The organism is Geobacillus sp. FSL W8-1251 (assembly GCF_038005945.1).
GTDB lineage: Bacteria > Bacillota > Bacilli > Bacillales > Anoxybacillaceae > Geobacillus > Geobacillus stearothermophilus.
On sequence record NZ_JBBOUF010000001.1, the window covers coordinates 1,510,523 to 1,533,080 of the forward strand.

Below are 22,558 nucleotides of genomic sequence, written 5' to 3' on the forward strand. Positions count from 1 at the left end.
ACGCTCCCCGCCTTTTCGCCATTGCCGGTTACTCTTTCGTTACCGCATCTTTTTCTTCGCTGGCTTCTTCCGGTTCAGCCGGTTTCACATCGACCATGATCGCATCCGGCGCATGATCATCATCGTCGTCAAAGTTTTCCATGTTGATTTCCTGTTCGTCGCTCGTCAAAATCGTGACGTCCATCCCTAGACTTTGCAGCTCTTTGATCAACACTTTAAACGACTCCGGCACGCCCGGTTCCGGAATGTTTTCCCCTTTGACGATCGCTTCGTACGTTTTGACGCGGCCAACCACATCGTCAGACTTGACGGTCAAAATTTCCTGCAGCGTATACGCCGCACCGTACGCTTCAAGCGCCCATACTTCCATCTCGCCAAAGCGCTGGCCGCCGAACTGCGCCTTACCGCCGAGCGGCTGCTGGGTGACAAGCGAGTACGGGCCGGTCGAGCGAGCGTGGAGTTTGTCGTCGACCATGTGGGCAAGCTTGATCATGTACATGATCCCGACCGACACGCGGTTGTCAAACGGTTCGCCCGTCCGCCCGTCATACAGCACCGTTTTGGCATCGCGCGCCATGCCGGCTTCTTCAAGAATGTTCCAAACATCTTCCTCCGTCGCTCCGTCAAAGACTGGGGAAGCGATATGCAAGCCAAGTTTTTTCGCCGCCATGCCAAGATGCAGCTCAAACACTTGCCCGATGTTCATCCGCGACGGAACGCCGAGCGGGTTCAACATGATGTCAATCGGCGTGCCATCCGGCAAGAACGGCATATCTTCTTCCGGAAGAATGCGGGAGATAACCCCTTTGTTTCCGTGGCGGCCTGCCATTTTATCGCCTTCGGAAATTTTCCGCTTTTGCACGATATAGACGCGCACCAACTGGTTCACGCCCGGCGGGAGTTCGTCGCCGTCTTCGCGGTTGAACACTTTGACGTCAAGGACAATGCCGCCGCCACCGTGCGGGACGCGCAGCGACGTATCGCGCACCTCGCGCGCTTTTTCGCCGAAGATCGCATGCAACAGCCGCTCCTCAGCCGTCAGCTCGGTCATTCCTTTCGGTGTCACTTTGCCGACGAGCAAATCGCCGTCTTTCACTTCTGCACCGATGCGGACGATGCCGCGCTCATCCAAGTTTTTCAACGCATCTTCACCGACGTTCGGGATGTCGCGTGTAATTTCTTCCGGACCGAGCTTCGTGTCGCGCGATTCGGCTTCATACTCTTCAATATGGATTGACGTATACACGTCTTCTTTGACGAGCCGTTCGCTCATGATGATCGCATCTTCGTAGTTGTAGCCGTCCCATGTCATAAAGGCAACAAGCACGTTGCGACCAAGCGCCAATTCGCCTTTATCCATCGACGGGCCATCGGCCAAAATTTCGCCCTTCTCCACGATATCGCCTTTTTTCACGATCGGCCGCTGGTTGTAGCACGTGCCTTGGTTCGACCGGACGAATTTCAGCAACCGATATTTATCTAGATCACCCTTGACTTCTTTGCCGTCCACTTCAATCAGCCGACGCACCCAAATTTCCTTTGCTTCGACGCGCTCGACGATGCCGCGATGCTTGCAAATCACCGCCGCGCCCGAGTCTTTCGCCGAAACATACTCCATGCCTGTGCCGACGATCGGCGCTTCGGGTTCCAACAGCGGCACGGCTTGCCGCTGCATGTTCGCCCCCATCAAGGCGCGGTTCGAGTCGTCATTTTCCAAAAACGGGATGCACGCCGTCGCCGCCGAGACAACTTGCTTCGGCGAAACGTCCATGTAGTCGACGCGATCGCGCTTGACGACGATGTTCTCGCCGCGGAAACGGGCGATGACGTTTTCTTCAAGGAACGTGCCGTCCTCCGCAAGCGGTACGTTCGCCTGCGCTACAACGTAATTGTCCTCTTCATCGGCTGTCAAATAATCGATTTGGTCCGTTACCCGACCTGTTTCCGGATCGACGCGCCGGTATGGCGTTTCAATAAAGCCGAACTTGTTCACTTTCGCGTAAGTGGACAGCGAGTTGATGAGTCCGATGTTCGGACCTTCCGGCGTTTCAATCGGACACATCCGCCCGTAGTGCGAATAGTGAACGTCGCGCACTTCAAACCCGGCGCGCTCGCGCGTCAATCCACCGGGGCCAAGCGCGGACAGACGCCGCTTGTGCGTCAGTTCGGCCAATGGGTTCGTTTGATCCATGAACTGCGACAGCTGCGAGCTGCCGAAAAACTCTTTGATCGCTGCGATCACTGGGCGGATGTTGATCAGCTGCTGCGGCGTGATCGTGTTCGTATCTTGAATCGACATGCGCTCGCGCACGACGCGTTCCATGCGCGACAAGCCGATGCGGAATTGGTTTTGCAGCAGTTCGCCGACCGAACGGAGGCGGCGGTTGCCCAAATGGTCGATGTCATCCGTATCGCCGACGCCGTGGAGCAAGTTGAAGAAATAGCTGATCGATGCAATGATGTCCGCCGGCGTAATATGTTTGACATCTTCCGCAATAAAGCCGTTGCCGATGATGTTGATTACCTTTTCGTTGTCCGGATCATTCGGTGCATAAATTTTCACGGTCTGCACCTCAATCGGACCATCCGCCACTCCCTCAGCCGGACGGTACGTCCGCAGCCCGACTCCTTTTTCCAAATACGGCAGCAGGCGGTTCAGCGTCCGGCGGTCGATCATCGCTCCAGCTTCAGCGATGACTTCTCCCGTTTCCGGATCGACGATCGTTTCCGCTAGCCGCTGGTTGAACAAACGGTTTTTAATATGAAGCTTTTTGTTGATTTTATAGCGCCCGACGCTCGCCAAGTCATAGCGCTTCGGATCAAAAAAGCGCGACGCCAGCAAATTTTTCGCATTCTCAAGCGTCGGCGGTTCTCCCGGACGAAGACGCTCGTAAATTTCAATCAACGCTTTTTCCGTGCTGTCGGTATTATCTTTTTCAAGCGTATTGCGCAAGTATTCGTTGTCGCCGAGCAGATCGATGATTTCTTGGTCGGAGCTGAACCCAAGCGCACGGAGAAGCACCGTAACGGGCAGTTTACGGGTACGGTCGATGCGAACGTAAACGACGTCTTTCGCATCGGTTTCATATTCAAGCCATGCGCCGCGGTTCGGAATCACTGTCGCCGAGTAGCCGCGTTTGCCGTTTTTATCAACTTTGTCGCTGTAATAGACGCTTGGCGAACGGACGAGCTGGGAAACAATGACGCGTTCCGCCCCATTGATAATAAACGTTCCGGTTTCCGTCATGAGCGGAAAATCGCCCATAAACACGTCTTGTTCTTTCACTTCGCCCGTTTCTTTATTAATCAAGCGAACTTTGACGCGAAGCGGCGCCGCATATGTAACGTCGCGTTCTTTCGCCTCTTCGACCGTATATTTCGGTTCTCCTAAACTATAGTCGATAAATTCAAGCGAGAGATTGCCGGAAAAGTCTTCAATCGGGGAAATTTCCCTAAACATTTCCCGCAGCCCTTCATCGAGAAACCATTGGTAGGAGGACGTTTGAATTTCGATCAAGTTCGGCAATTCCAGCACTTCGCTGATGCGTGCATAGCTTCTGCGTTGGCGGTGTCGCCCGTATTGAACTAGTCGGCCTGTCAAGAGTGATTCACCCCTCAAATGTAGACATTAGTGAAAACCGGAAGCGGAACATCGCATTGATCCAGCCGCCTTGGCGGCATATGCCGCCAAGGCCGTCGGCCGCTCCGCCATTCCGGGGCAAAGCGCTAGGCATGCATGCGGCTGGCCCCCGCCATCCGGACGGAAACGGTTCAGCTATGACGCCGCCGTTTCGGTAAGGGGATTTCACACGCTCCCGGTGCGAGGAAACCAGGCGTTGGATGGAGAAAAAAAGAAAATGGTTTCTATCCAGTAGAAAACCATATGTTTAGCTGTATATTGATTTTATCATTTTTTCCATCATATCCAAAAATATACGTCATCCCCTCATGTGGGAAATGTGCATATTTAGCATTTTATAATGTTACCACAACCAAAAAAGAGTGTCAACATTTTTTTGCCTTTATGATATAATATCCTTTTTTCTTGGAAGCCACCTCAACAAACGGAAACAGTTCTTTCAGCTTTTCAAGCGCTGATGGCGCCCCTTGTTTTTTTTGAATGACGACCCATAGCTCCCCGCCGTCAAGCAAGTGGTCCCGGCTTTGTTCAAAAATCGCGTGGACAACCCGCTTGCCGGCCCGGATCGGCGGATTGGTGACAACGGCCGCAAACCGCTGTTCCCCGACTTCTGAAAACAAGTCGCTCTGGTAAATGCGCACATTATCGATATGGTTTGCACGCTTGTTTTCCCGCGCCAGCTCCAGCGCCCGCTCATTCACATCGATCATTTGGACGAGCCGGTTCGGAAACGATTTGGCCAGAGCGAGGCCGATCGGTCCGTATCCGCAGCCGACATCCAATAGGTCGCCGGCCACTTCCGGCTCCTCAAACGTTTCGATCAGCAGCTGCGTGCCAAAATCGACACCGCGTTTGGAAAACACCCCGCTGTCGGTTGTAAAGCGAAATTCATGCCCCCGGAGCGTAAACGTCCACGTTTGCGGGTTTCGCTCCGACGTGGGAGCAGCTGAATAATAATGTTCGCTCACCATCATCCCTCCTCTGTCGGCAAGCCGCTTCGGCTCCCGATATATAGTGTAACAAAAAAGAGGCTTTCCCTTGCTTGGGTCAGCCTCTTTTTTGCAATGACGCCATTACTTCACTTCAACTTTTGCGCCAACTTCTTCAAGTTTGGCTTTAATTTCTTCTGCTTCTTCCTTCGAAACGGCTTCTTTGATCGGTTTCGGCGTGTTGTCAACCAAGTCTTTCGCTTCTTTCAAGCCGAGACCAGTGAGTTCGCGGACAACTTTAATAACTTTGATTTTTTGCGCGCCAGCATCAGCGAGAATGACATCAAATTCTGTTTTCTCAGCTGCTGCTTCAGCGCCGGCTGCCGCACCGCCAGCGACAACAACCGGAGCTGCCGCCGTTACGCCGAATTCTTCCTCGATTGCTTTTACCAGTTCGTTTAATTCCAATACCGTCATATTTTTCACAGCTTCAATGATTTGTTCTTTCGTCATCATCATTTCCTCCTTGTTTGGTTGATGGTGTGTTACGCACATCGGTATACACGATTACGCGCCTTGTTCTTCTTGCTTGTCAGCCACCGCTTTGACCGCAAGCGCAAAGTTGCGGATCGGGGCTTGGAGAACGCTAAGCAGCATCGAAAGCAACCCTTCGCGGGACGGGAGCTTCGCCAACGCATCGATTTCTTCTTTGCTGGCGATGTTCCCTTCGATGACGCCGCCTTTGATCTCCAACGCCTCATGCGTTTTCGCAAACTCGCTTAAAATTTTTGCCGGCGCCACAACATCTTCATTGCTGAACGCGATGGCGTTCGGGCCGGTAAACATCTCATCCAATCCTTCCAGGCCGACTTCCGCGAGCGCCCGACGGGTCATCGTGTTTTTATACACTTTGAACTCAATGCCTGCTTCGCGCAGCTGTTTGCGCAGCTCGGTCATTTCCGCCACGTTCAGGCCGCGGTAATCGACGATGACGGTTGCCTTGCTGGCGCGGAATTTGTCCGCAATCTCGGCAACCACTTGTTTTTTCAGTTCAATCGCGCTCGACACGTCCTGCACCTCCTGCAAAGAAAATGGTGGAATACCAGTTATACCGTTTGGCGGCTCAATAAAAAACCTCCATGCCGCGTAGACATGGAGGTAGCGTTCAACGCACGGCCGCCGGCTGCTGCCGGCCTATGGCGCGCTGCTTATCGTCCACATACCTCGGTAGGAAATTAAGCCGGGAACGGCACCTACTGTCTACGGTATAAATGATATTCGTTTGTTCAGCCAAATGGCATTTTATCAGACTCGACACAGAAAGTCAACCGTTACTGTGCAACAGCCACCGTCGTCGGGTCCACTTTAATGCCAGGACCCATCGTTGACGTAATCGTCACGTTTTTGACGTATGTCCCTTTCGCTGCCGCCGGTTTGGCTTTCAAAATCGCCTCGTAGACGGCGGCGAAGTTTTCGACCAGTTTCTCGTTGTCGAACGATACTTTGCCGATCGGCACATGAATGTTGCCGGCTTTATCAACGCGGTATTCCACTTTACCAGCTTTGATCTCCTGCACAGCTTTCGCAACGTCAAACGTGACCGTGCCGGTTTTCGGGTTTGGCATTAACCCTTTCGGACCCAAAATACGACCGAGTTTCCCGACCTCGCCCATCATATCCGGCGTGGCAACAACGACGTCAAAGTCAAACCAGCCTTGCTGGATTTTATTGATGTATTCTGTATCGCCGACATAGTCAGCGCCAGCTGCTTCTGCTTCTTTCGCTTTTTCCCCTTTTGCGAACACTAACACGCGCGCTACTTTCCCCGTGCCGTGCGGCAGGACGACAGCGCCGCGAATTTGTTGGTCCGCTTTTTTCGGGTCAACGCCCAATCGGAACGCAACTTCCACCGTCGCATCAAATTTCGCGACGTTCGTTTTTTTCACGAGCTCGATCGCTTCTGCAACCGGATAAGCCTTGAAGCGATCAACGAGCTTCAACGCTTCTAAGTATTTTTTTCCTCTTTTCGGCATGTAAAATCCTCCTCAATTGTGGTTTTAGCGGAAAAAACCTCCCACGATCAAACAACCTTCGCTTCTTTCGAAGGCGAACCATTCAGCAGACAGCGACCTTCTGAAAAGGACTGTCCTTCATTCATAAAAGACTTTTTTGCCCATGGAGAGAGAGGTTGCGGAATACGCAACCCCCCGGACAACAAACCAGCCTTAGTCTTCGATCACGATGCCCATGCTGCGAGCCGTGCCTTCAATCATACGCATGGCTGCTTCAATGCTCGCTGCATTCAAATCCGGCATTTTCAATTCAGCAATCTCGCGCACTTTGTCACGTTTGATCGTCGCTACTTTGTTGCGGTTCGGTTCGCCGGAGCCCGATTCGATGCCCGCCGCTTTTTTCAACAGTACAGCGGCCGGCGGCGTTTTCGTGATGAATGTAAACGAACGGTCTTCAAAAACCGTAATTTCAACCGGAATGATCAAGCCTGCCTGGTCAGCGGTACGGGCATTAAACTCTTTGCAAAACGCCATAATATTAACACCGGCTTGACCTAACGCAGGACCTACTGGCGGCGCCGGATTTGCTTTCCCTGCAGGAATTTGCAGTTTGACGATCTTGATTACTTTTTTCGCCACGAGACACACCTCCTTAAGTCCGTGATGTGGTATTAGGGATTGCCCCTCCCACTCCATCCGGCTCCGATCTGACGAGCCGCTTTCATATCTCCCGTTTCGGCCGGGAGGATTAGCGCATCAAGCACGTTCGCTCCCTTATACAGCACGTATAAGTTCATCGCTGCATGCCTTGTCTAAGATTCAAGACATACTGACTTTAAAATAGTATCACTTTTCAACAACGATTGCAAGTTCTTTTCCATTAGATTTTTTCTATTTGCGAAAACTCCAATTCCACCCGTGTTTCGCGGCCAAACATATCGACAAGCAGCTTCACCTTATGTTTGTCGAGGTCAATCACCTCAATTTTTCCAGTGAAGTTGGCAAACGGCCCTTCTTTAATCCGAACCGTTTCATTCACCTCGTAGTCGACATCAATCTCAGTAAGCGGCATGCCCATCCGCTTCAAAATCATTTTGACTTCTTCCTCCATGAGCGGCGTCGGTTTCGAACCAGCCCCGCTCGAACCGACAAATCCGGTCACGCCCGGCGTGTTGCGCACGACGTACCACGAATCGTCGGTCATGATCATTTCGACAAGCACATAACCGGGGAACACTTTCTTTTTCGTCGTTTTCCGTTTGCCGTTTTTGATGTCCGTTTCCGTTTCTTCCGGGACGACAACACGGAAAATCTTGTCTTGCATTCCCATTGATTCAACGCGTTTCTCCAAATTGGCTTTCACCTTATTTTCGTATCCCGAATATGTATGGACGACATACCAGTTTTTCTCCATCAGCGAGCCTCCCTAGGGCGGTTTTCATTTTGTTTTCTGCGCAAAACAAAAACCCGTTTCCGGGTTCCATGTTCGCACGATTATCTTTCATTATAGCATATCATCCGCCCGCTTATTCAAATACAAGGCGAATCAACTGCGAAATGCCGAGGTCGACAACGGCGAAAAAGATGGTGAAAAACGCCACCGTAGCCAATACGATTCCCGTATAGTTCACTAGTTCTTTCCGGCTCGGCCAGCTCACTTTTTTCAACTCCCGCACGACTTCTTTGAAAAAGTTGATTACTCGCTGCATCCCTCGTACCTCCACGATTGATCAAAACTGTCCCCACCGCCTGCTTCGTCTCGCGATGGACGGTATGATTGTTGCTCATCGAACAAAACTTGTTGGCCGCCAAGCGCCTGCACCAAGGCAACCGGCCTGTTTTGCAGCCGTGCAGTTTCGGCTCCCGCATTGCGCGCGAGCCAACGTTGCTCGTTAACATAAACGTTTGACCGTTCCCGCGAGATGTCCATAAAAATTTATCATATCAGCATTTCCGCTGTCAATGCCATCTTTTGGCCTCCGTTCGGCCATCGGCCGATGCACCGCCTACAAACTGATTTCCCGATATTCCAAATATTTCTCCAACTTCCGTTTGACGCGCTGCAAGGCGTTGTCGATCGATTTGACATGGCGGTTTAACTCTTCGGAAATTTCTTGGTACGAGCGCCCGTCCAAATACAACGCGAGCACTTTCCGCTCCAAATCGCTGAGCAATTCCGCCATTTTCAGCTCAATATCGTCAACTTCCTCGCGGTTGACAATCAGCTCTTCCGGGTCGGTCACCTGCGTGCCGGACAACACGTCCATCAGCGTCCGGTCCGACTCGTCGTCGTAAATCGGCTTGTCCAAGGAAACGTAAGAGTTGAGCGGAATGTGCTTTTGGCGGGTCGCGGTTTTAATCGCGGTAATCATTTGCCTCGTGATGCATAGTTCTGCAAACGCTTTAAATGAAGAGAGCTTGTCCCCCTTAAAATCGCGGACTGCCTTGTACAGCCCGATCATCCCTTCCTGCACAATGTCCTCGCGGTCAGCCCCGACTAAAAAGTATGAGCGGGCTTTGGCGCGCACAAAGTTTTGGTATTTGTGGATCAAAAAATCAAGCGCTTCTCCATCCCCTTCGTGAACAAGTGTAACAAGCTGTTCATCCTCTAAATGTTTATAATCCTTTGGCTTGTCTACTTTTAAGCATTCCCCCACGCTGATCCCCCCCGACCGCATCAATCGCTAACATTTATTATACAGTGCAAATTTTTACAGCGTCAACCGCTCATTTTTGCCCTCTCCGCCATTTTTCAAAAATTTCGGCAACTCTGTCATTGAGCGGCACTTTCAAGGTCGGTGTATGCTGCTTCATTGACTGCAACTTTTTTGAAATATCCCGCTCCACCTCTTCGATTTCGTGCAGAAGTTCGCGCGCCGATTTGCGCAAGGCGCCTTGACCGAACACCGTCCATTGTTCCGTATAATCCGATGTCGCGACATACACTTTGGTGCGCGCGTTGATGAGCGTTTTCGCCAACCGCTCAATCCGTTCGTCCGCTGTCTCATTTTCCTTTGTAAAAATGACATCGATATCGTAGTTTTTATACTTTTTCTCGTTTCCCTGCACGAGATGGGCGTCAAACACGACCACGACGTGATCCCCGGTGAACCCTTTGTAATCGGCCAGTTTGTCAATCAACAAATCCCTTGCCGCTGCCAGATCGCCTTCCTCTTTCAGCCGGCGCAGCGCCGGCCATGCCCCGATGATGTTGTAACCGTCGACAATTAAAACGTTCATCGGCTATTCCCCTAGCGGATACCGCTTTCGGTACACCTCGTACATGAGCAAACTGGCGGCGACAGAAGCGTTGAGCGAAGTGACGTGCCCCCGCATCGGCAGCCGAAACAAGAAATCACACTTTTCCCGCACTAACCGGCTGATGCCTTTTCCCTCGCTGCCGATGACCAGCGCCAACGGCATCGTGCCGTCAAGGAAGCGGTAGTCATCTTTGGCGTCTGCATCGGTGCCAGCCACCCAAACGCCCCGCTCTTTCAGCTCGTCGATCGTCCGCGCCAAGTTCGTCACGCGCGCGACCGGAACGTGCTCGATCGCTCCGGTTGACGCCTTCGCTACGGTCGGCGTCAACCCCACCGACCGCCGTTTCGGGATGATGAGCCCGTGCGCTCCGACCGCATCTGCGGTGCGCATAATGGCGCCCAAGTTATGCGGGTCTTCGATTTCGTCCAAAATGAGGAAAAACGGCGCTTCTTCCCGTCGGGCGGCGCGGGCAAACAAATCGTCGACCTCGTAATAGCGGTATGCGGCCGCCTGGGCGATCACCCCTTGGTGCACCCCGTCAACCATTTGGTCAAGCTTGCGCTTCGGAACATATTGGACGAGCACGCCCCGCCGCTTCGCCCATTCGAGGACAGGCTCGACGGCGTGGCGCTGCGCTCCTTCCGCGATCCAGATTTTATTGATGTCGCGCCCGGATTTGAGCGCCTCGATGACCGGGTTTCTGCCGATAATGTAATCCATCATTCCAACGCCCTTTCTTCCCTTTCAATAATCGCAAATGAACGGCCGATTAACTCGTCGACCCGCCGGCCGTTGTCCTGTAAAAAATGATAGCCGATCAACGCTTCGAACGCGGTGCTGTGCCGGTATGTCTGCACATCCGTATTTTTCGGAATCGTGCCTGATTTCGCGTTGCGGCCGCGGCGGACGATGGCTTGCTCCTCTTCCGTCAACACGCCTTCATCAAGCAAGGTTAAAATGACTCTTGCTTGCGCCCGGGCCGACACGTAGCGGATCGCCCGCCGATGCAGCTCGTGCGGCCGTACGCTGCCCATCGCCAGCAAGTGGCGGCGCACGTACACTTCATAAACCGCATCGCCAATATAGGCGAGCGCCAAGCCATTTAATTGTTTGACATCATGAACGGTCTCAAACTGCGCCATTGCTTATGATCCCCGTTTCCATCTTGTCCCTTGAGGCGTATCTTCCAAAATAATGTTTTTGGCCTTCAACTCGTCGCGAATGCGGTCAGCCAGCGCGAAATCGCGGTTTTTCCGCGCTTCGTTGCGCTGTTGGATCAGCGCCTCGATTTCCTCATCAAGCAGCTCTTCTTGCTTTGGCTTTGGATCGAGGCCAAGCACGTCCATCAACTGTTCAAATTCACGCAAAAAGGCGCCAATAACGGTTTCCGATGTCGTCTTTTCCTGCAAATACAAGTTCGCTTGTTTCGCCAGCTCAAATAGAACCGCAATGCCGTTCGCCGTGTTGAAATCGTCGTCCATTTCGCGGATGAACGATTCGCGGACCGCAGCGATGCGCGACAGCCATTTGTCATCGTCGTCGGTTAAATTCGTGCTCGCTCCGAGCCGGTGCTGCAAGTTGCCATATGCCGTCCTTAAGCGTTCGAGCCCGCGCCGGGCGCTCTCGAGCAGCTCTTCGCTGTAGTTGATCGGATGGCGATAGTGCACCGACAACATAAAGAAGCGCAGCACTTGCGGGTCAATCTGCCGGATGATATCGTGGACGAGCACGAAGTTGCCGAGCGACTTCGACATTTTTTCGTTGTTAATATTTAAATACCCGTTGTGCAGCCAATATTTCGCAAACGGTTTGCCGGTCAAAGCCTCTGACTGGGCGATTTCGTTTTCATGGTGCGGGAACGTCAAATCTTGGCCGCCGGCGTGGATATCGATCGTATCGCCTAAATATTTGCGCGCCATCGCCGAGCATTCGATATGCCAACCCGGCCGCCCTTTCCCCCATGGACTGTCCCAACAAATCTCTCCTTCTTTCGCCGCTTTCCAAAGGGCGAAATCGAGCGGGTCGTCTTTTTTCTCGCCGACTTCGATGCGCGCTCCAGCCTGCAATTCATCGATCGATTGGTGCGACAGCTTGCCGTAACCGGGAAACTTGCGCGTCCGGTAGTAGACGTCGCCATCCACCTCGTACGCATACCCCTTGTCGATGAGCGCTTGGATGAATTCGATAATCGTCCCGATATTTTCTGTCACGCGCGGGTGGATGTCCGCCTTTTTGCAGCCAAGCGCCTGAATGTCTTCAAAATACGCCTCGATAAACCGCTCGGCAATCGCCGGAACGCTTTCGCCAAGCTCGCGGGCCGCCTTAATCAGTTTGTCGTCGACATCGGTAAAATTGGATACGTACGTCACGTCGTAGCCGCGGAACTCCAAATAGCGGCGGATCGTGTCAAAGACGATGGCGGCCCGGGCGTTCCCGATATGGATATAGTTGTAAACGGTAGGACCGCATACATACATTTTGACCTTGTTGGGCTCAAGCGGCTCAAACGGTTCCTTTTTTCGCGTCAACGTATTATAAAGCCGGATGCTGCTCATACTCGCTCTTCCTTTCTTGCTGTTTCAATGCCTCCAACTCGCTTTTCAGCCGGACGATCTCCTCTTCAAGCTCCCGGAACCGGTCAGCGATCGGATCTGGCAGGTCGGTGTGGTTCAAATCTTTTTTCACTTTCACTCCATCACGCACAACCACGCGGCCCGGAATGCCAACGACGGTTGAGTTGGGCGGCACGTCTTTTAACACGACCGACCCGGCGCCAATTTTCGAGTTTTCGCCGATCGTAATCGACCCGAGCACTTTCGCGCCGGCAGCGATCAAACAGTTGTCTTTGATCGTCGGGTGCCGCTTCCCTTTTTCTTTCCCTGTCCCTCCTAATGTGACCCCTTGATAGACCGTGACATTGTCGCCGATTTCGCACGTTTCTCCGATCACCACACCCATGCCGTGGTCGATGAAAAAGCGGCGGCCGATTTTGGCGCCCGGATGAATTTCAATGCCGGTGAAAAAGCGGCTGATTTGCGAAATCAACCGGGCAAGAAAGTAAAATTTCCGTTTGTAAAGCGCATGAGCGATCCGATGCGCCCAAATGGCATGCAGACCGGAGTACGTTAAAATGACTTCCAGGTAGCTTCTTGCCGCCGGGTCTTGCTCAAAAATGACCTCAATATCCTCTTTTAACGTTTTAAACATCATGTCCTCCCTCCATCCCTCTAAGTTGTTTTGAATAAAAAAGCGTCCCTGTGCCGAAGACACAGAGACGCTTTTGGCGCGGTTCCACTCTGTTTAGCGAAACGGGAAAACGCCGTTTCACTCACTCGAGTCCGATAACGGAGAGGCTCCGCTCCTCTCTACTGCAGAACGTCTCTGTTCCGGTTCGAAAGGAGACTCCGAGGCGCATTTCGGATAACGCCGGGCATAAGCCGCTTCCAGCCAAGGCGACTCTCTCTGGGATGACGGCGTTTCCTACTTCTCCTCGTCAACGCTTTTTCACTATGCGCTTGTTCAACCGATAAACTTTGTATTATTATACCACACGCACTACGCAAACGTGCACACCTATTCCGCTAAAATTTTTCTTGCAGCGCCCGCTCGAGCCGCTCGATTACTTTTTGTTTGCCGAGCAGCTGAATGGCAAACGGAAGCTCCGGCCCGTGCGTTTGCCCGGTCACCGCGGCGCGAATTGGCATAAACAGCTTTTTCCCTTTTTGTCCGGTCGCCTTTTGCACCGCCTTAATCGCCGCTTTAATTTCGTCGGCTGTAAACGGGTCGAGGTCCCGCACATGGGCCAAAAAGGCCGAAAGCACGTCGGGCACTTGTTCTTCGGCGAGCACTTGGCGCGCCTCATCTTCGTATTCGACTTCTTCCTTAAAGAACAACTCGGACAACGGAACAATCTCCGCCCCGTAGCTCATTTGCTCTTGATACAGTGCGATTAAATCGCGCGCCCACTGCCGCTGTTCGTCGCTCATGTCCGCCGGCAAGCGCCCGGCTTTCACCAAATGCGGCAAAGCCAATTCGACGAGCCGGTCCAAATCGAGTTTTTTGATGTATTGATTGTTCATCCATGTCAGCTTTTTCGTGTCAAACATCGACGGCGACTTTGACAGCCGCGAAACGTCGAAGATGCGGATGAGCTCGTCTTTCGAAAAAATTTCTTCCTCCCCTTCCGGCGACCAGCCTAAGAGGGCGAAAAAGTTGAACATCGCTTCCGGCAAATAGCCGAGCTCTTTGTATTGCGACACGAACTGAATGATTGACTCATCGCGCTTGGACAACTTTTTCCGCTGTTCGTTGACAATCAACGTCAAATGGGCAAACTGCGGCGGCTCCCAGCCAAAATATTCATACACCATCAGCTGCTTCGGCGTGTTGGACAAATGCTCCTCACCGCGGAACACATGGCTGATCTCCATAAGGTGGTCGTCGATGACGACGGCAAAGTTGTACGTCGGAATACCGTTCGCCTTCACAATGACCCAATCGCCGATATCTTTCGATTCAAACGTCACTTTGCCGCGCACCAGATCGTCGACTTCGTATGTTTTCCCTTCCGGCACCTTGAGGCGGATCGTATACGGCTTGCCTTGCGCCTCAAGTTCCGCGACCTGTTCCGGCGTCAAACGGCGGCACTTGCCGCTGTATTGCGGAGCGGCGATGCCGGCCGCACGCTGCTCCTCCCGCTCCCGCTCAAGCTCTTCCGGCGTGCAAAAACATTTGTACGCATGTCCTTGCTCGAGCAGTTCGTCCACATACTTCCGGTATATATCAAGCCGCTCCGTCTGGCGGTACGGCCCATAGCCGCCATCTTTATCAACGGACTCGTCATAATCGATGCCGAGCCATTGTAAGTTTTCGAGCTGCGACTGTTCGCCGCCTTCCACGTTCCGTTCGATATCCGTATCCTCGATGCGGACGATCATTTTTCCGCCGTGATGGCGAGCAAACAAATAGTTAAACAGCGCGGTCCGCGCCCCTCCGATATGCAAATGGCCGGTCGGGCTCGGCGCATAGCGCACGCGCACATCTTTTGCCATCGTCCAACCCTCCACTTTCATCCAAACTTGTACCCTTATTGTACCGTTTATCGCGGCAAAGTTCAAAACGGACGGCTCGCCCCATTCGGCGCCTAACGGTTGCGCCTTACTCCCCGCTCTTTTTAAGCAACACGACCGCTTGGGCGGCAATGCCTTCCCCGCGCCCGGTGAACCCGAGTTTTTCCGTTGTCGTCGCCTTGACGTTCACTTGTGTGCGCTCGGCTTCAAGCAGGCGGGCGATCACGGCTTTCATCTCCTCAATGTACGGAGCCATTTTCGGCTTTTGAGCGATAATCGTACAGTCGGCGTTCACCAATGCATACCCTTCCTTCCGGACGAGCGTCCATACGTGCGCCAACAATTCGGTTGAGTCCGCGTCTTTATAGCGCGGGTCATCATCAGGAAAATGCCGTCCGATATCGCCGGCGCCAATCGCTCCAAGGCACGCGTCCGCCACCGCGTGGAGCAGCACATCGGCATCCGAATGGCCGAGCAGCCCTTTCTCATGCGGAATATGTACGCCGCCAATGATAAGCGGACGCCCTTCAACGAGCTGGTGAACGTCAAACCCTTGTCCGATGCGAAACATGTCTTCACCTCCGTTTACTCTGCGACGCGGCTCGCTAAAATCGCCTCGGCAAACAAAATGTCTTCCGGAGTCGTCAGTTTAATGTTGCGGTAGTCCCCTTCTACAATTTTCACCGGCTTGCCGAGCCGCTCGACGAGGCTGGCGTCGTCCGTGCCAAGATAGCCTTCCCGTTTCGCAGCCTCATGCGCCTCGGCGATCAAAGACAGACGAAAAGCTTGTGGCGTCTGCACCGCCCACAAGCTGGAACGATCAATCGTCTGTTCGACAAACAAACCGTCCACTTTTTTGATTGTGTCTTTCACCCGCACAGCCGGGACCGCTGCCCCGTATCGGGCGGCTGCATCCGCCAGCTCATGCAAATGGCGGACGTGAATAAACGGGCGGGCGCCGTCGTGGATCAGGACAATGCCCCGTCCCTCTAACGCCTGCAGCCCGTTATAGACGCTATGTTGCCGCTCCTCGCCGCCCTCAGCGAACGCTGCCACTTTTTTGATACGAAAACGAACGACAAGTTGCTCAAAGCGGCTTCGCTCCGCCGGATTCACGACAAGCACGACGCGGGCGCACCGTTCATCGCGGTCGAACACCTTCAGCGTCCGGACGATGAGCGGTTCGCCGCCTAGTTCAATAAACTGCTTATTCATACCGGCGTTCATCCTCTTTCCTTGTCCGGCCGCCAAGACAATCGCTTCGTAGTTCATTGGACGTTTCCCCTGTTCTGTTTACAGCGCTTTTTGCAACAACTTCAGCTTGGCAAAAATCATTCTCCCCGCAGATGTTTGTAACACGCTGGTGACTAGGACGTCAACCCGTTTGCCGATATATTCTTTGCCGTCTTCGACAACAATCATCGTTCCGTCATCCAAGTAAGCAACGCCCTGGTTATGTTCCTTTCCGTCCTTAATGACATGCACATTCAGCTCCTCGCCCGGCAGGACGATCGGCTTGACGGCATTAGCCAAATCGTTGATATTAAGGACGCGCACGTTTTGCAGCTCACACACTTTGTTCAAGTTGAAATCGTTTGTGACGACGACGCCTTGAAGCTGTTTGGCTAGTTTGACGAGCTTGCTGTCGACTTCTTGCACATCGCTGAAGTCGGCCTCATGAATTTCCACCTTCATCGCCATCTCTTTTTGAATGCGGTTTAAAATATCCAAGCCGCGGCGGCCGCGGTTTCGCTTCAGCACATCGGAGGAGTCGGCGATATGCTGGAGCTCCTCTAACACAAAACGGGGAATGACAAGCGGGCCTTCCAAAAACCCGGTTTGGCAAATGTCCGCAATCCGCCCATCGATGATGACGCTTGTGTCCAAAATTTTCACCGCTCCACCTTTCGGCGCCTCGTTCTCGGTTTCTCCGCCTTTTTTCTTTGTCATTCGATTGGAAAGAGAAAATAAGTTCATCAGCTCATTCCGTTTCTTTAAGCCGACACGAAACCCTAAATAGCCAAGCAAGATCGTCAAAAAAATCGGCAGCACCGTGTTCAACACTTGAATTCGAAACGATTGCAGCGGCATGACGACCAAAAACGCAATAATAAGACCAAAAATCAGCCCGAGGCTGCCAAACAGCACGTCAGCAGCAGGCGCCCTTACCAATGTTTCCTCGACCCAGCGCACCATGTCCACAACATAATCCACAAGCCAAAACGTCAACAAAAAGAAAAGAACAGCGCCCAACACCGCCAACGTATAGGAATTATGGATGAGCGGCATGTCGCTTACATTCAACAGCGCAAGCAAATCAGGCAAAAACATGGCGCCCAGCGTTCCGCCTACGGCGAGAAAAAATAGTTGTACGACACGTTTGACCATCGGCTCATCTTCACCTCCCTATCTAACATTATAAACAGTTTCCAATGTTTGAAACCAACCGAAACCCAATTTTTAACCATTTTTGAACATTCGACATCCGCTTGTAACAATTCGCGCTGGACGCCCGTGCACAGCGGAAGGACGTTGCCCCCCTATATATATTTACGTTGTTCGAAACAAAAAGTTCGGTCATTTCATGCAAAACATGATCGGGGCGGAGCAAGAGGATGCTTTAGCGAGCGCCCCCAGCCGTTTCCTATTTGCCCGTTCCCCCGAAGAAAGCATTCAAATCATCGTATGCTCGAGCGCCTCAGCCACATGGGAAACGCCGATCACCTGAACGCTTGCCGGCGGCTGCCAACCTGCCAAATTGTTTTTCGGTACAATGACACGGGAAAAACCTAGTTTGACAGCCTCTTGCACACGCTGTTCAATGCGGGAGACACGCCGCACTTCCCCGGTCAACCCGACTTCACCGATAATGACGTCGGTCGGATTGGTCGGCCGATCGCGAAAGCTTGAGGCGATGCTGACGGCGATGGCTAGGTCAATGGCCGGCTCATCAAGCTTCACTCCGCCCGCCACCTTCAAATAGGCATCTTGGTTTTGCAACAGCAGCCCGACCCGCTTTTCCAATACGGCCATAAGCAACGACACGCGGTTATGATCGAGGCCGGTCGCCATCCGCCTCGGGTTGCCGAAGCTTGTCGGCGAAACGAGCGCTTGAATTTCCACCAGAACCGGGCGCGTCCCTTCCATGGCCGCCACCACCGTCGAACCCGCCGCCCCGTGCGATCGCTCTTCCAAAAACACTTCGGACGGATTTTCCACTTCCCGCAGCCCGATGTCGCGCATTTCAAAAATACCGATTTCATTCGTCGAACCGAAGCGGTTTTTCACCGCCCGCAAAATGCGGTACGTATGATGCCGCTCCCCCTCAAAATAAAGGACGGTATCGACCATATGCTCGAGAATGCGCGGCCCGGCGATCGCCCCTTCTTTCGTCACATGGCCGACGATAAAAATGGCGACGCCTTTTGTTTTGGCGATTTTCATCAACTCAGCGGTGCACTCGCGCACTTGGGCGACACTGCCCGGCGCTGACGTAATATCCGTCCGGTACACCGTCTGGATTGAATCAATCACGACACAGGAGGGCTGAATCGTTTCAATCGCTGATACAATATATTCCAAATTCGCCTCCGCTAACACATACAGATGATCGGACTCGGCGCGAAGGCGCCCAGCGCGCAGTTTTACCTGTTTGACGGATTCCTCGCCCGATACATACAACACTGTATGCCTAGCCGCCAGTTGCGCTGAGGCCTGCAGCAACAGCGTCGACTTGCCGATGCCGGGGTCGCCGCCGATTAAGACGAGCGACCCTTTGACGATCCCCCCACCGAGCACTCGATTGAACTCTGCACTGTTCGTTTCGATGCGCGGCTCTTGCACCGCGGCAACGGCAGTAATCGGAACCGGTTTAGCGGACCCGGACGGCTCCGAATGGAGAAATGCCCCACGCACAGCGGTTCTGACCGGCTCGATTTCCTCGACGAATGAGTTCCACGTTTGGCATCCCGGGCAGCGGCCGAGCCACTTCGCCGATTCGTATCCGCACTCTTGGCAAACAAATTTCGTCTTCTTTTTCGCCATTGAACTAACCCTTTCTCTCTTGTGTTCCATATGGAAAAAAGGTATGGGCAGCATCGTGCCGCATACCTTTTTTCATCACATCACGGCCTGTTTTGCCAATACGACAAATTCCCCATCTTTCACATCAACGACGACTTTTTGTCCTTTGGCGATCGTGCCTTTTAACAGTTCTTCGGACAAACGGTCTTCAATATGTTTTTGCAAAGCGCGGCGCAACGGGCGAGCCCCGTATTCCGGATCGAAACCTTCAGCAGCGATTTTCTCAATCGCCGCCTCCGTCAATTCAAGGTCAATATCTTGCTCTTTCAGCCGTTTCACCAGCGTATCAGCCATCAGACGGACAATTTGTTTTAGATGGTCTTTTTCAAGCGAATGGAAGACGATAATTTCATCGATCCGGTTCAAAAACTCCGGACGGAACGCTTTTTTCAGCTCATCCATGACCTTGCTTTTCATGTCTTTGTATTGCTGGTTTCCATCCTGGATGTTAAAGCCGACATACTTGTTCCGCTTCAAAGCATCCGCGCCGACGTTCGATGTCATAATGATGATCGTGTTGCGGAAGTCAACCGTCCGCCCTTTCGAGTCAGTCAACCGCCCGTCTTCGAGCACCTGCAGCAAGATGTTAAACACGTCCGGATGCGCTTTTTCCATCTCATCCAACAGAACGACCGAGTATGGCTTGCGACGCACTTTTTCGGTCAGCTGACCGCCTTCTTCGTAGCCGACATACCCCGGCGGCGAACCGATGAGCCGCGATGTCGAGTGTTTTTCCATATACTCGGACATATCGATGCGAATGAGGGCATCTTCATCTCCAAACATTGCCTCGGCCAATGCACGGGCCAATTCCGTTTTCCCGACGCCGGTCGGGCCGAGGAAAATGAACGAACCGATCGGGCGTTTCGGGTCTTTGAGGCCAGCCCGGGCGCGGCGCACCGCTTTGGCCACCGCTTTGACCGCCTCGTCTTGGCCGACGACGCGCGAATGCAAAATTTCTTCCAGTTTCAACAGCCGCTCGGTTTCCGTCTCGGCCAGCTTCGATACCGGAATCCCGGTCCAACTCGAGACGACCGCGGCAATGTCTTCGACCGTCACTTCCAAATTTTCTTGGCCTTGTTTTTCTTTCCACGCACGTTTCGTTTCTTCAAGCTCTTCACGCAGCCGCTGCTCCATATCACGCAGCGACGCCGCTTTTTCAAATTCTTGGCTTTGCACGGCCGCATCTTTCTCTTTTCGCACTTCTTCAAGCTTTTGCTCCAGTTCTTTCAGTTTCGGCGGCGCCGTGAACGAACGGAGACGCACTTTCGAGCAAGCTTCATCAATCAAGTCGATCGCTTTATCCGGCAGGAACCGGTCGGTAATATACCGGTCGGAAAGTTTGACTGCCTGAATGATCGCCTCATCGGAAATCGAGACGCGATGATGCGCTTCATACCGGTCGCGCAGCCCTTTTAAAATTTGAATCGACTCTTCAACTGTCGGCTCATCGACGTGAATCGGCTGGAAGCGGCGCTCGAGCGCAGCATCTTTCTCAATGTATTTGCGGTATTCATCAAGCGTTGTCGCACCGATACATTGCAATTCTCCACGCGCCAAGGCCGGCTTTAAAATGTTCGACGCGTCGATGGCCCCTTCGGCTCCGCCAGCGCCGATTAACGTATGGAGTTCATCGATGAACAAAATGATATTGCCCGCCTGGCGAATTTCGTCCATCACTTTTTTCAGCCGGTCTTCAAATTCGCCGCGGTATTTCGTCCCGGCGACGACCGTCCCCATATCGAGCGTCATGACCCGTTTGTCGCGCAGCGTTTCCGGCACTTCGTTGTTGACGATTTGCTGGGCCAATCCTTCCGCGATCGCTGTTTTTCCAACCCCCGGTTCACCGATGAGCACCGGGTTGTTTTTTGTCCGTCGGCTCAACACTTCAATAACACGCTGAATTTCTTTGCTGCGGCCGATGACCGGATCAAGCCGCCCTTCGCGGGCAATCGCCGTCAAATCGCGGGCAAGGCTGTCAAGCGTCGGCGTGCTTACATGCGAAGCCCCCCCACCGCTGTGGCCCGATACCGATTCATTGCTGCCGAGCAGTTGCAACACTTGTTGGCGCGCCTTGTTCAAGCTCACCCCGAGGTTGTTCAGCACGCGAGCGGCCACGCCTTCCCCCTCGCGGATCAAGCCAAGCAAAATATGCTCCGTGCCGACATACGAATGGCCAAGTTTCCTCGCTTCGTCCATTGACAGCTCGATCACTTTTTTCGCCCGCGGCGTGTAATGGAGCGTATGGGACACTTCATTGCCGCGGCCGATGAGCGATTCGACTTCTTTTTGGATTTTATCCGGGTCAAGTCCAAGCGCCATGAGCGCTTTAGCAGCGATTCCTTCCCCCTCACGGATCAGCCCAAGCAAAATATGTTCGGTTCCGATATTGTTATGGCCGAGGCGGATGGCTTCCTCTTGCGCCAACGCCAGCACTTTTTGCGCCCGTTCCGTAAATCTGCCAAACATCATCGTTCATCACCCTCCATCTTTCTTCGTGTTTCCATCCTTAAGCGTTCCCGAATCAACGCCGCCCGGCGGACATCCCGTTCCTCAGGGCGAAGCACCCCTCCGGCATATTGTTGCAAAAATCCTGGCTGCGTCAAAATCATCAGCTCATTTAAAATGTTGCGCGAGACGTTTTTGATATATCCTAAATCGATCCCTAAACGCACATCCGACAGGCATTGCGCCGCCTCCTTCGAATCGATGACGCGGCAGTTGGCCAATATGCCGTATGAACGGAATACCTTGTCTTCTAATTGTATGCCCAACGTTTTCACTAATGCCTGGCGAGCCGCCCTTTCTTGGGCGATGAGCTGCTCAACGATCGTATGCAAATCAGCGACAATATCTTCTTCTGATTTTCCGAGCGTAATTTGGTTCGAAATTTGGAAAATGTTCCCTAAAGCCTCACTTCCTTCCCCGTACGTGCCGCGGACGACGAGTCCCAACTGGTTGATGGCAGGGATGATGCGGTTGATCTGCTGCGTCAGCACCAGCGCCGGAAGATGCATCATCACCGACGCCCGCAACCCCGTTCCGACGTTCGTCGGACAGCTCGTTAAGTAACCAAGCCGTTCATCGAACGCATAGTTGACATGCCCTTCAATCCAATCATCCAACTCGCTCGCCGCCTCAAGCGCCTCGGCAAGCTGAAGCCCTGGAAACAGACACTGAATGCGGATATGGTCTTCCTCGTTGATCATAATGCTGATTTCCTCATTTTCCGAAAGCAGGCAGGCGCCAAACGGCGAATCTTCAGCCAAATGCGGGCTGATTAAGTGCTTTTCCACCAATACCCGTTTTTCAATCGGTTGAAGCTCCGACATTTTCAACAGTTCAAACCGTCCCGCTTCCCCATACGGACGATGGACGAACGCGCGCTCAAACAAGGCAACGATTTGTTTCGCCTCTTCGCTGCTAAACAGCGTTGGGAAACGAAAATCAACAATATTGCGCGCCAGCCGGATGCGGCTGCTCAACACGATGTCCGAATTCGGCCCCTCCTGGCTCATCCAAGCGCTGACCGCTGTGTTGAAAAACTTTCCAAATGACATACCG

The 22,558-nt window shown here is 53.0% G+C and carries 21 protein-coding genes and 2 other annotated features; all 21 genes read right to left on the reverse strand.

Going from position 1 to position 22,558, the window contains the following annotated elements:
* Window positions 1-28: 28 nt before the first annotated feature.
* Entirely contained in the window at window positions 29-3,601 is a 3,573-nt protein-coding gene (rpoB, locus tag NSS88_RS07965) for a DNA-directed RNA polymerase subunit beta (protein ID WP_328212359.1), read from the reverse strand.
* Window positions 3,602-4,005: 404 nt separating this feature from the next.
* Window positions 4,006-4,608, reverse strand: a complete 603-nt coding sequence (locus tag NSS88_RS07970) for a class I SAM-dependent methyltransferase (protein ID WP_033008715.1) — start codon at window positions 4,606-4,608, stop codon at window positions 4,006-4,008.
* 105 nt (window positions 4,609-4,713) lie between these two features.
* Window positions 4,714-5,082 (reverse strand): 50S ribosomal protein L7/L12, encoded by a 369-nt coding sequence (gene rplL, locus NSS88_RS07975; protein ID WP_033008641.1) that lies wholly within the window; start codon window positions 5,080-5,082, stop codon window positions 4,714-4,716.
* Between the two features lie 54 nt (window positions 5,083-5,136).
* Window positions 5,137-5,637, reverse strand: a complete 501-nt coding sequence (gene rplJ, locus NSS88_RS07980; protein ID WP_055358133.1) for a 50S ribosomal protein L10 — start codon at window positions 5,635-5,637, stop codon at window positions 5,137-5,139.
* 51 nt (window positions 5,638-5,688) lie between these two features.
* Window positions 5,689-5,853 (reverse strand) — a sequence feature (ribosomal protein L10 leader region).
* 47 nt (window positions 5,854-5,900) lie between these two features.
* Window positions 5,901-6,602, reverse strand: a complete 702-nt coding sequence (rplA, locus tag NSS88_RS07985) for a 50S ribosomal protein L1 (RefSeq protein WP_050368058.1) — start codon at window positions 6,600-6,602, stop codon at window positions 5,901-5,903.
* Between the two features lie 192 nt (window positions 6,603-6,794).
* Window positions 6,795-7,220, reverse strand: coding sequence for a 50S ribosomal protein L11 (gene rplK, locus NSS88_RS07990; protein WP_044746824.1), 426 nt, complete (start codon window positions 7,218-7,220; stop codon window positions 6,795-6,797).
* Between the two features lie 241 nt (window positions 7,221-7,461).
* A complete protein-coding gene (gene nusG, locus NSS88_RS07995) occupies window positions 7,462-7,995 on the reverse strand; it encodes a transcription termination/antitermination protein NusG (RefSeq protein WP_055358134.1) in 534 nt (177 codons plus the stop codon).
* Between the two features lie 112 nt (window positions 7,996-8,107).
* Entirely contained in the window at window positions 8,108-8,290 is a 183-nt protein-coding gene (secE, locus tag NSS88_RS08000) for a preprotein translocase subunit SecE (RefSeq protein WP_033017257.1), read from the reverse strand.
* A 297-nt stretch (window positions 8,291-8,587) separates the two neighbouring features.
* Window positions 8,588-9,238 (reverse strand): RNA polymerase sporulation sigma factor SigH, encoded by a 651-nt coding sequence (sigH, locus tag NSS88_RS08005; protein WP_033017272.1) that lies wholly within the window; start codon window positions 9,236-9,238, stop codon window positions 8,588-8,590.
* 70 nt (window positions 9,239-9,308) lie between these two features.
* Window positions 9,309-9,821 (reverse strand): NYN domain-containing protein, encoded by a 513-nt coding sequence (locus NSS88_RS08010; protein ID WP_033008628.1) that lies wholly within the window; start codon window positions 9,819-9,821, stop codon window positions 9,309-9,311.
* A 3-nt stretch (window positions 9,822-9,824) separates the two neighbouring features.
* The gene (gene rlmB, locus NSS88_RS08015; RefSeq protein ID WP_033017258.1) at window positions 9,825-10,562 is read right to left on the reverse strand and encodes a 23S rRNA (guanosine(2251)-2'-O)-methyltransferase RlmB; all 738 of its coding nucleotides are present in this window, start codon (window positions 10,560-10,562) and stop codon (window positions 9,825-9,827) included.
* Window positions 10,562-10,984 (reverse strand): Mini-ribonuclease 3, encoded by a 423-nt coding sequence (locus NSS88_RS08020; protein ID WP_033017259.1) that lies wholly within the window; start codon window positions 10,982-10,984, stop codon window positions 10,562-10,564. The genes rlmB and NSS88_RS08020 overlap by 1 nt, the downstream gene beginning before the upstream one ends.
* A gap of 3 nt (window positions 10,985-10,987) precedes the next feature.
* Window positions 10,988-12,397: a cysteine--tRNA ligase gene (gene cysS, locus NSS88_RS08025; RefSeq protein ID WP_033017262.1), complete on the reverse strand. Its 1,410-nt coding sequence runs from the start codon at window positions 12,395-12,397 to the stop codon at window positions 10,988-10,990.
* The gene (gene cysE / locus NSS88_RS08030) at window positions 12,375-13,112 is read right to left on the reverse strand and encodes a serine O-acetyltransferase (protein WP_080706580.1); all 738 of its coding nucleotides are present in this window, start codon (window positions 13,110-13,112) and stop codon (window positions 12,375-12,377) included. The genes cysS and cysE overlap by 23 nt, the downstream gene beginning before the upstream one ends.
* Window positions 13,110-13,348: a binding site (T-box leader), on the reverse strand. (Overlaps the previous gene by 3 nt.)
* A 75-nt stretch (window positions 13,349-13,423) precedes the next feature.
* Entirely contained in the window at window positions 13,424-14,893 is a 1,470-nt protein-coding gene (gene gltX, locus NSS88_RS08035; RefSeq protein WP_033008710.1) for a glutamate--tRNA ligase, read from the reverse strand.
* Window positions 14,894-14,999: 106 nt separating this feature from the next.
* Window positions 15,000-15,482 (reverse strand): 2-C-methyl-D-erythritol 2,4-cyclodiphosphate synthase, encoded by a 483-nt coding sequence (gene ispF / locus NSS88_RS08040; RefSeq protein ID WP_033008623.1) that lies wholly within the window; start codon window positions 15,480-15,482, stop codon window positions 15,000-15,002.
* 14 nt (window positions 15,483-15,496) lie between these two features.
* Window positions 15,497-16,183: a 2-C-methyl-D-erythritol 4-phosphate cytidylyltransferase gene (gene ispD / locus NSS88_RS08045; RefSeq protein ID WP_033008621.1), complete on the reverse strand. Its 687-nt coding sequence runs from the start codon at window positions 16,181-16,183 to the stop codon at window positions 15,497-15,499.
* A 21-nt stretch (window positions 16,184-16,204) separates the two neighbouring features.
* A complete protein-coding gene (locus NSS88_RS08050; protein WP_049624211.1) occupies window positions 16,205-17,299 on the reverse strand; it encodes a PIN/TRAM domain-containing protein in 1,095 nt (364 codons plus the stop codon).
* Between the two features lie 285 nt (window positions 17,300-17,584).
* Window positions 17,585-18,955, reverse strand: coding sequence for a DNA repair protein RadA (radA, locus tag NSS88_RS08055; RefSeq protein WP_033017265.1), 1,371 nt, complete (start codon window positions 18,953-18,955; stop codon window positions 17,585-17,587).
* Window positions 18,956-19,030: 75 nt separating this feature from the next.
* Window positions 19,031-21,466: an ATP-dependent protease ATP-binding subunit ClpC gene (gene clpC / locus NSS88_RS08060; protein ID WP_061580980.1), complete on the reverse strand. Its 2,436-nt coding sequence runs from the start codon at window positions 21,464-21,466 to the stop codon at window positions 19,031-19,033.
* Entirely contained in the window at window positions 21,463-22,554 is a 1,092-nt protein-coding gene (locus tag NSS88_RS08065) for a protein arginine kinase (RefSeq protein WP_033017267.1), read from the reverse strand. The genes clpC and NSS88_RS08065 overlap by 4 nt, the downstream gene beginning before the upstream one ends.
* Window positions 22,555-22,558 lie beyond the last annotated feature (4 nt).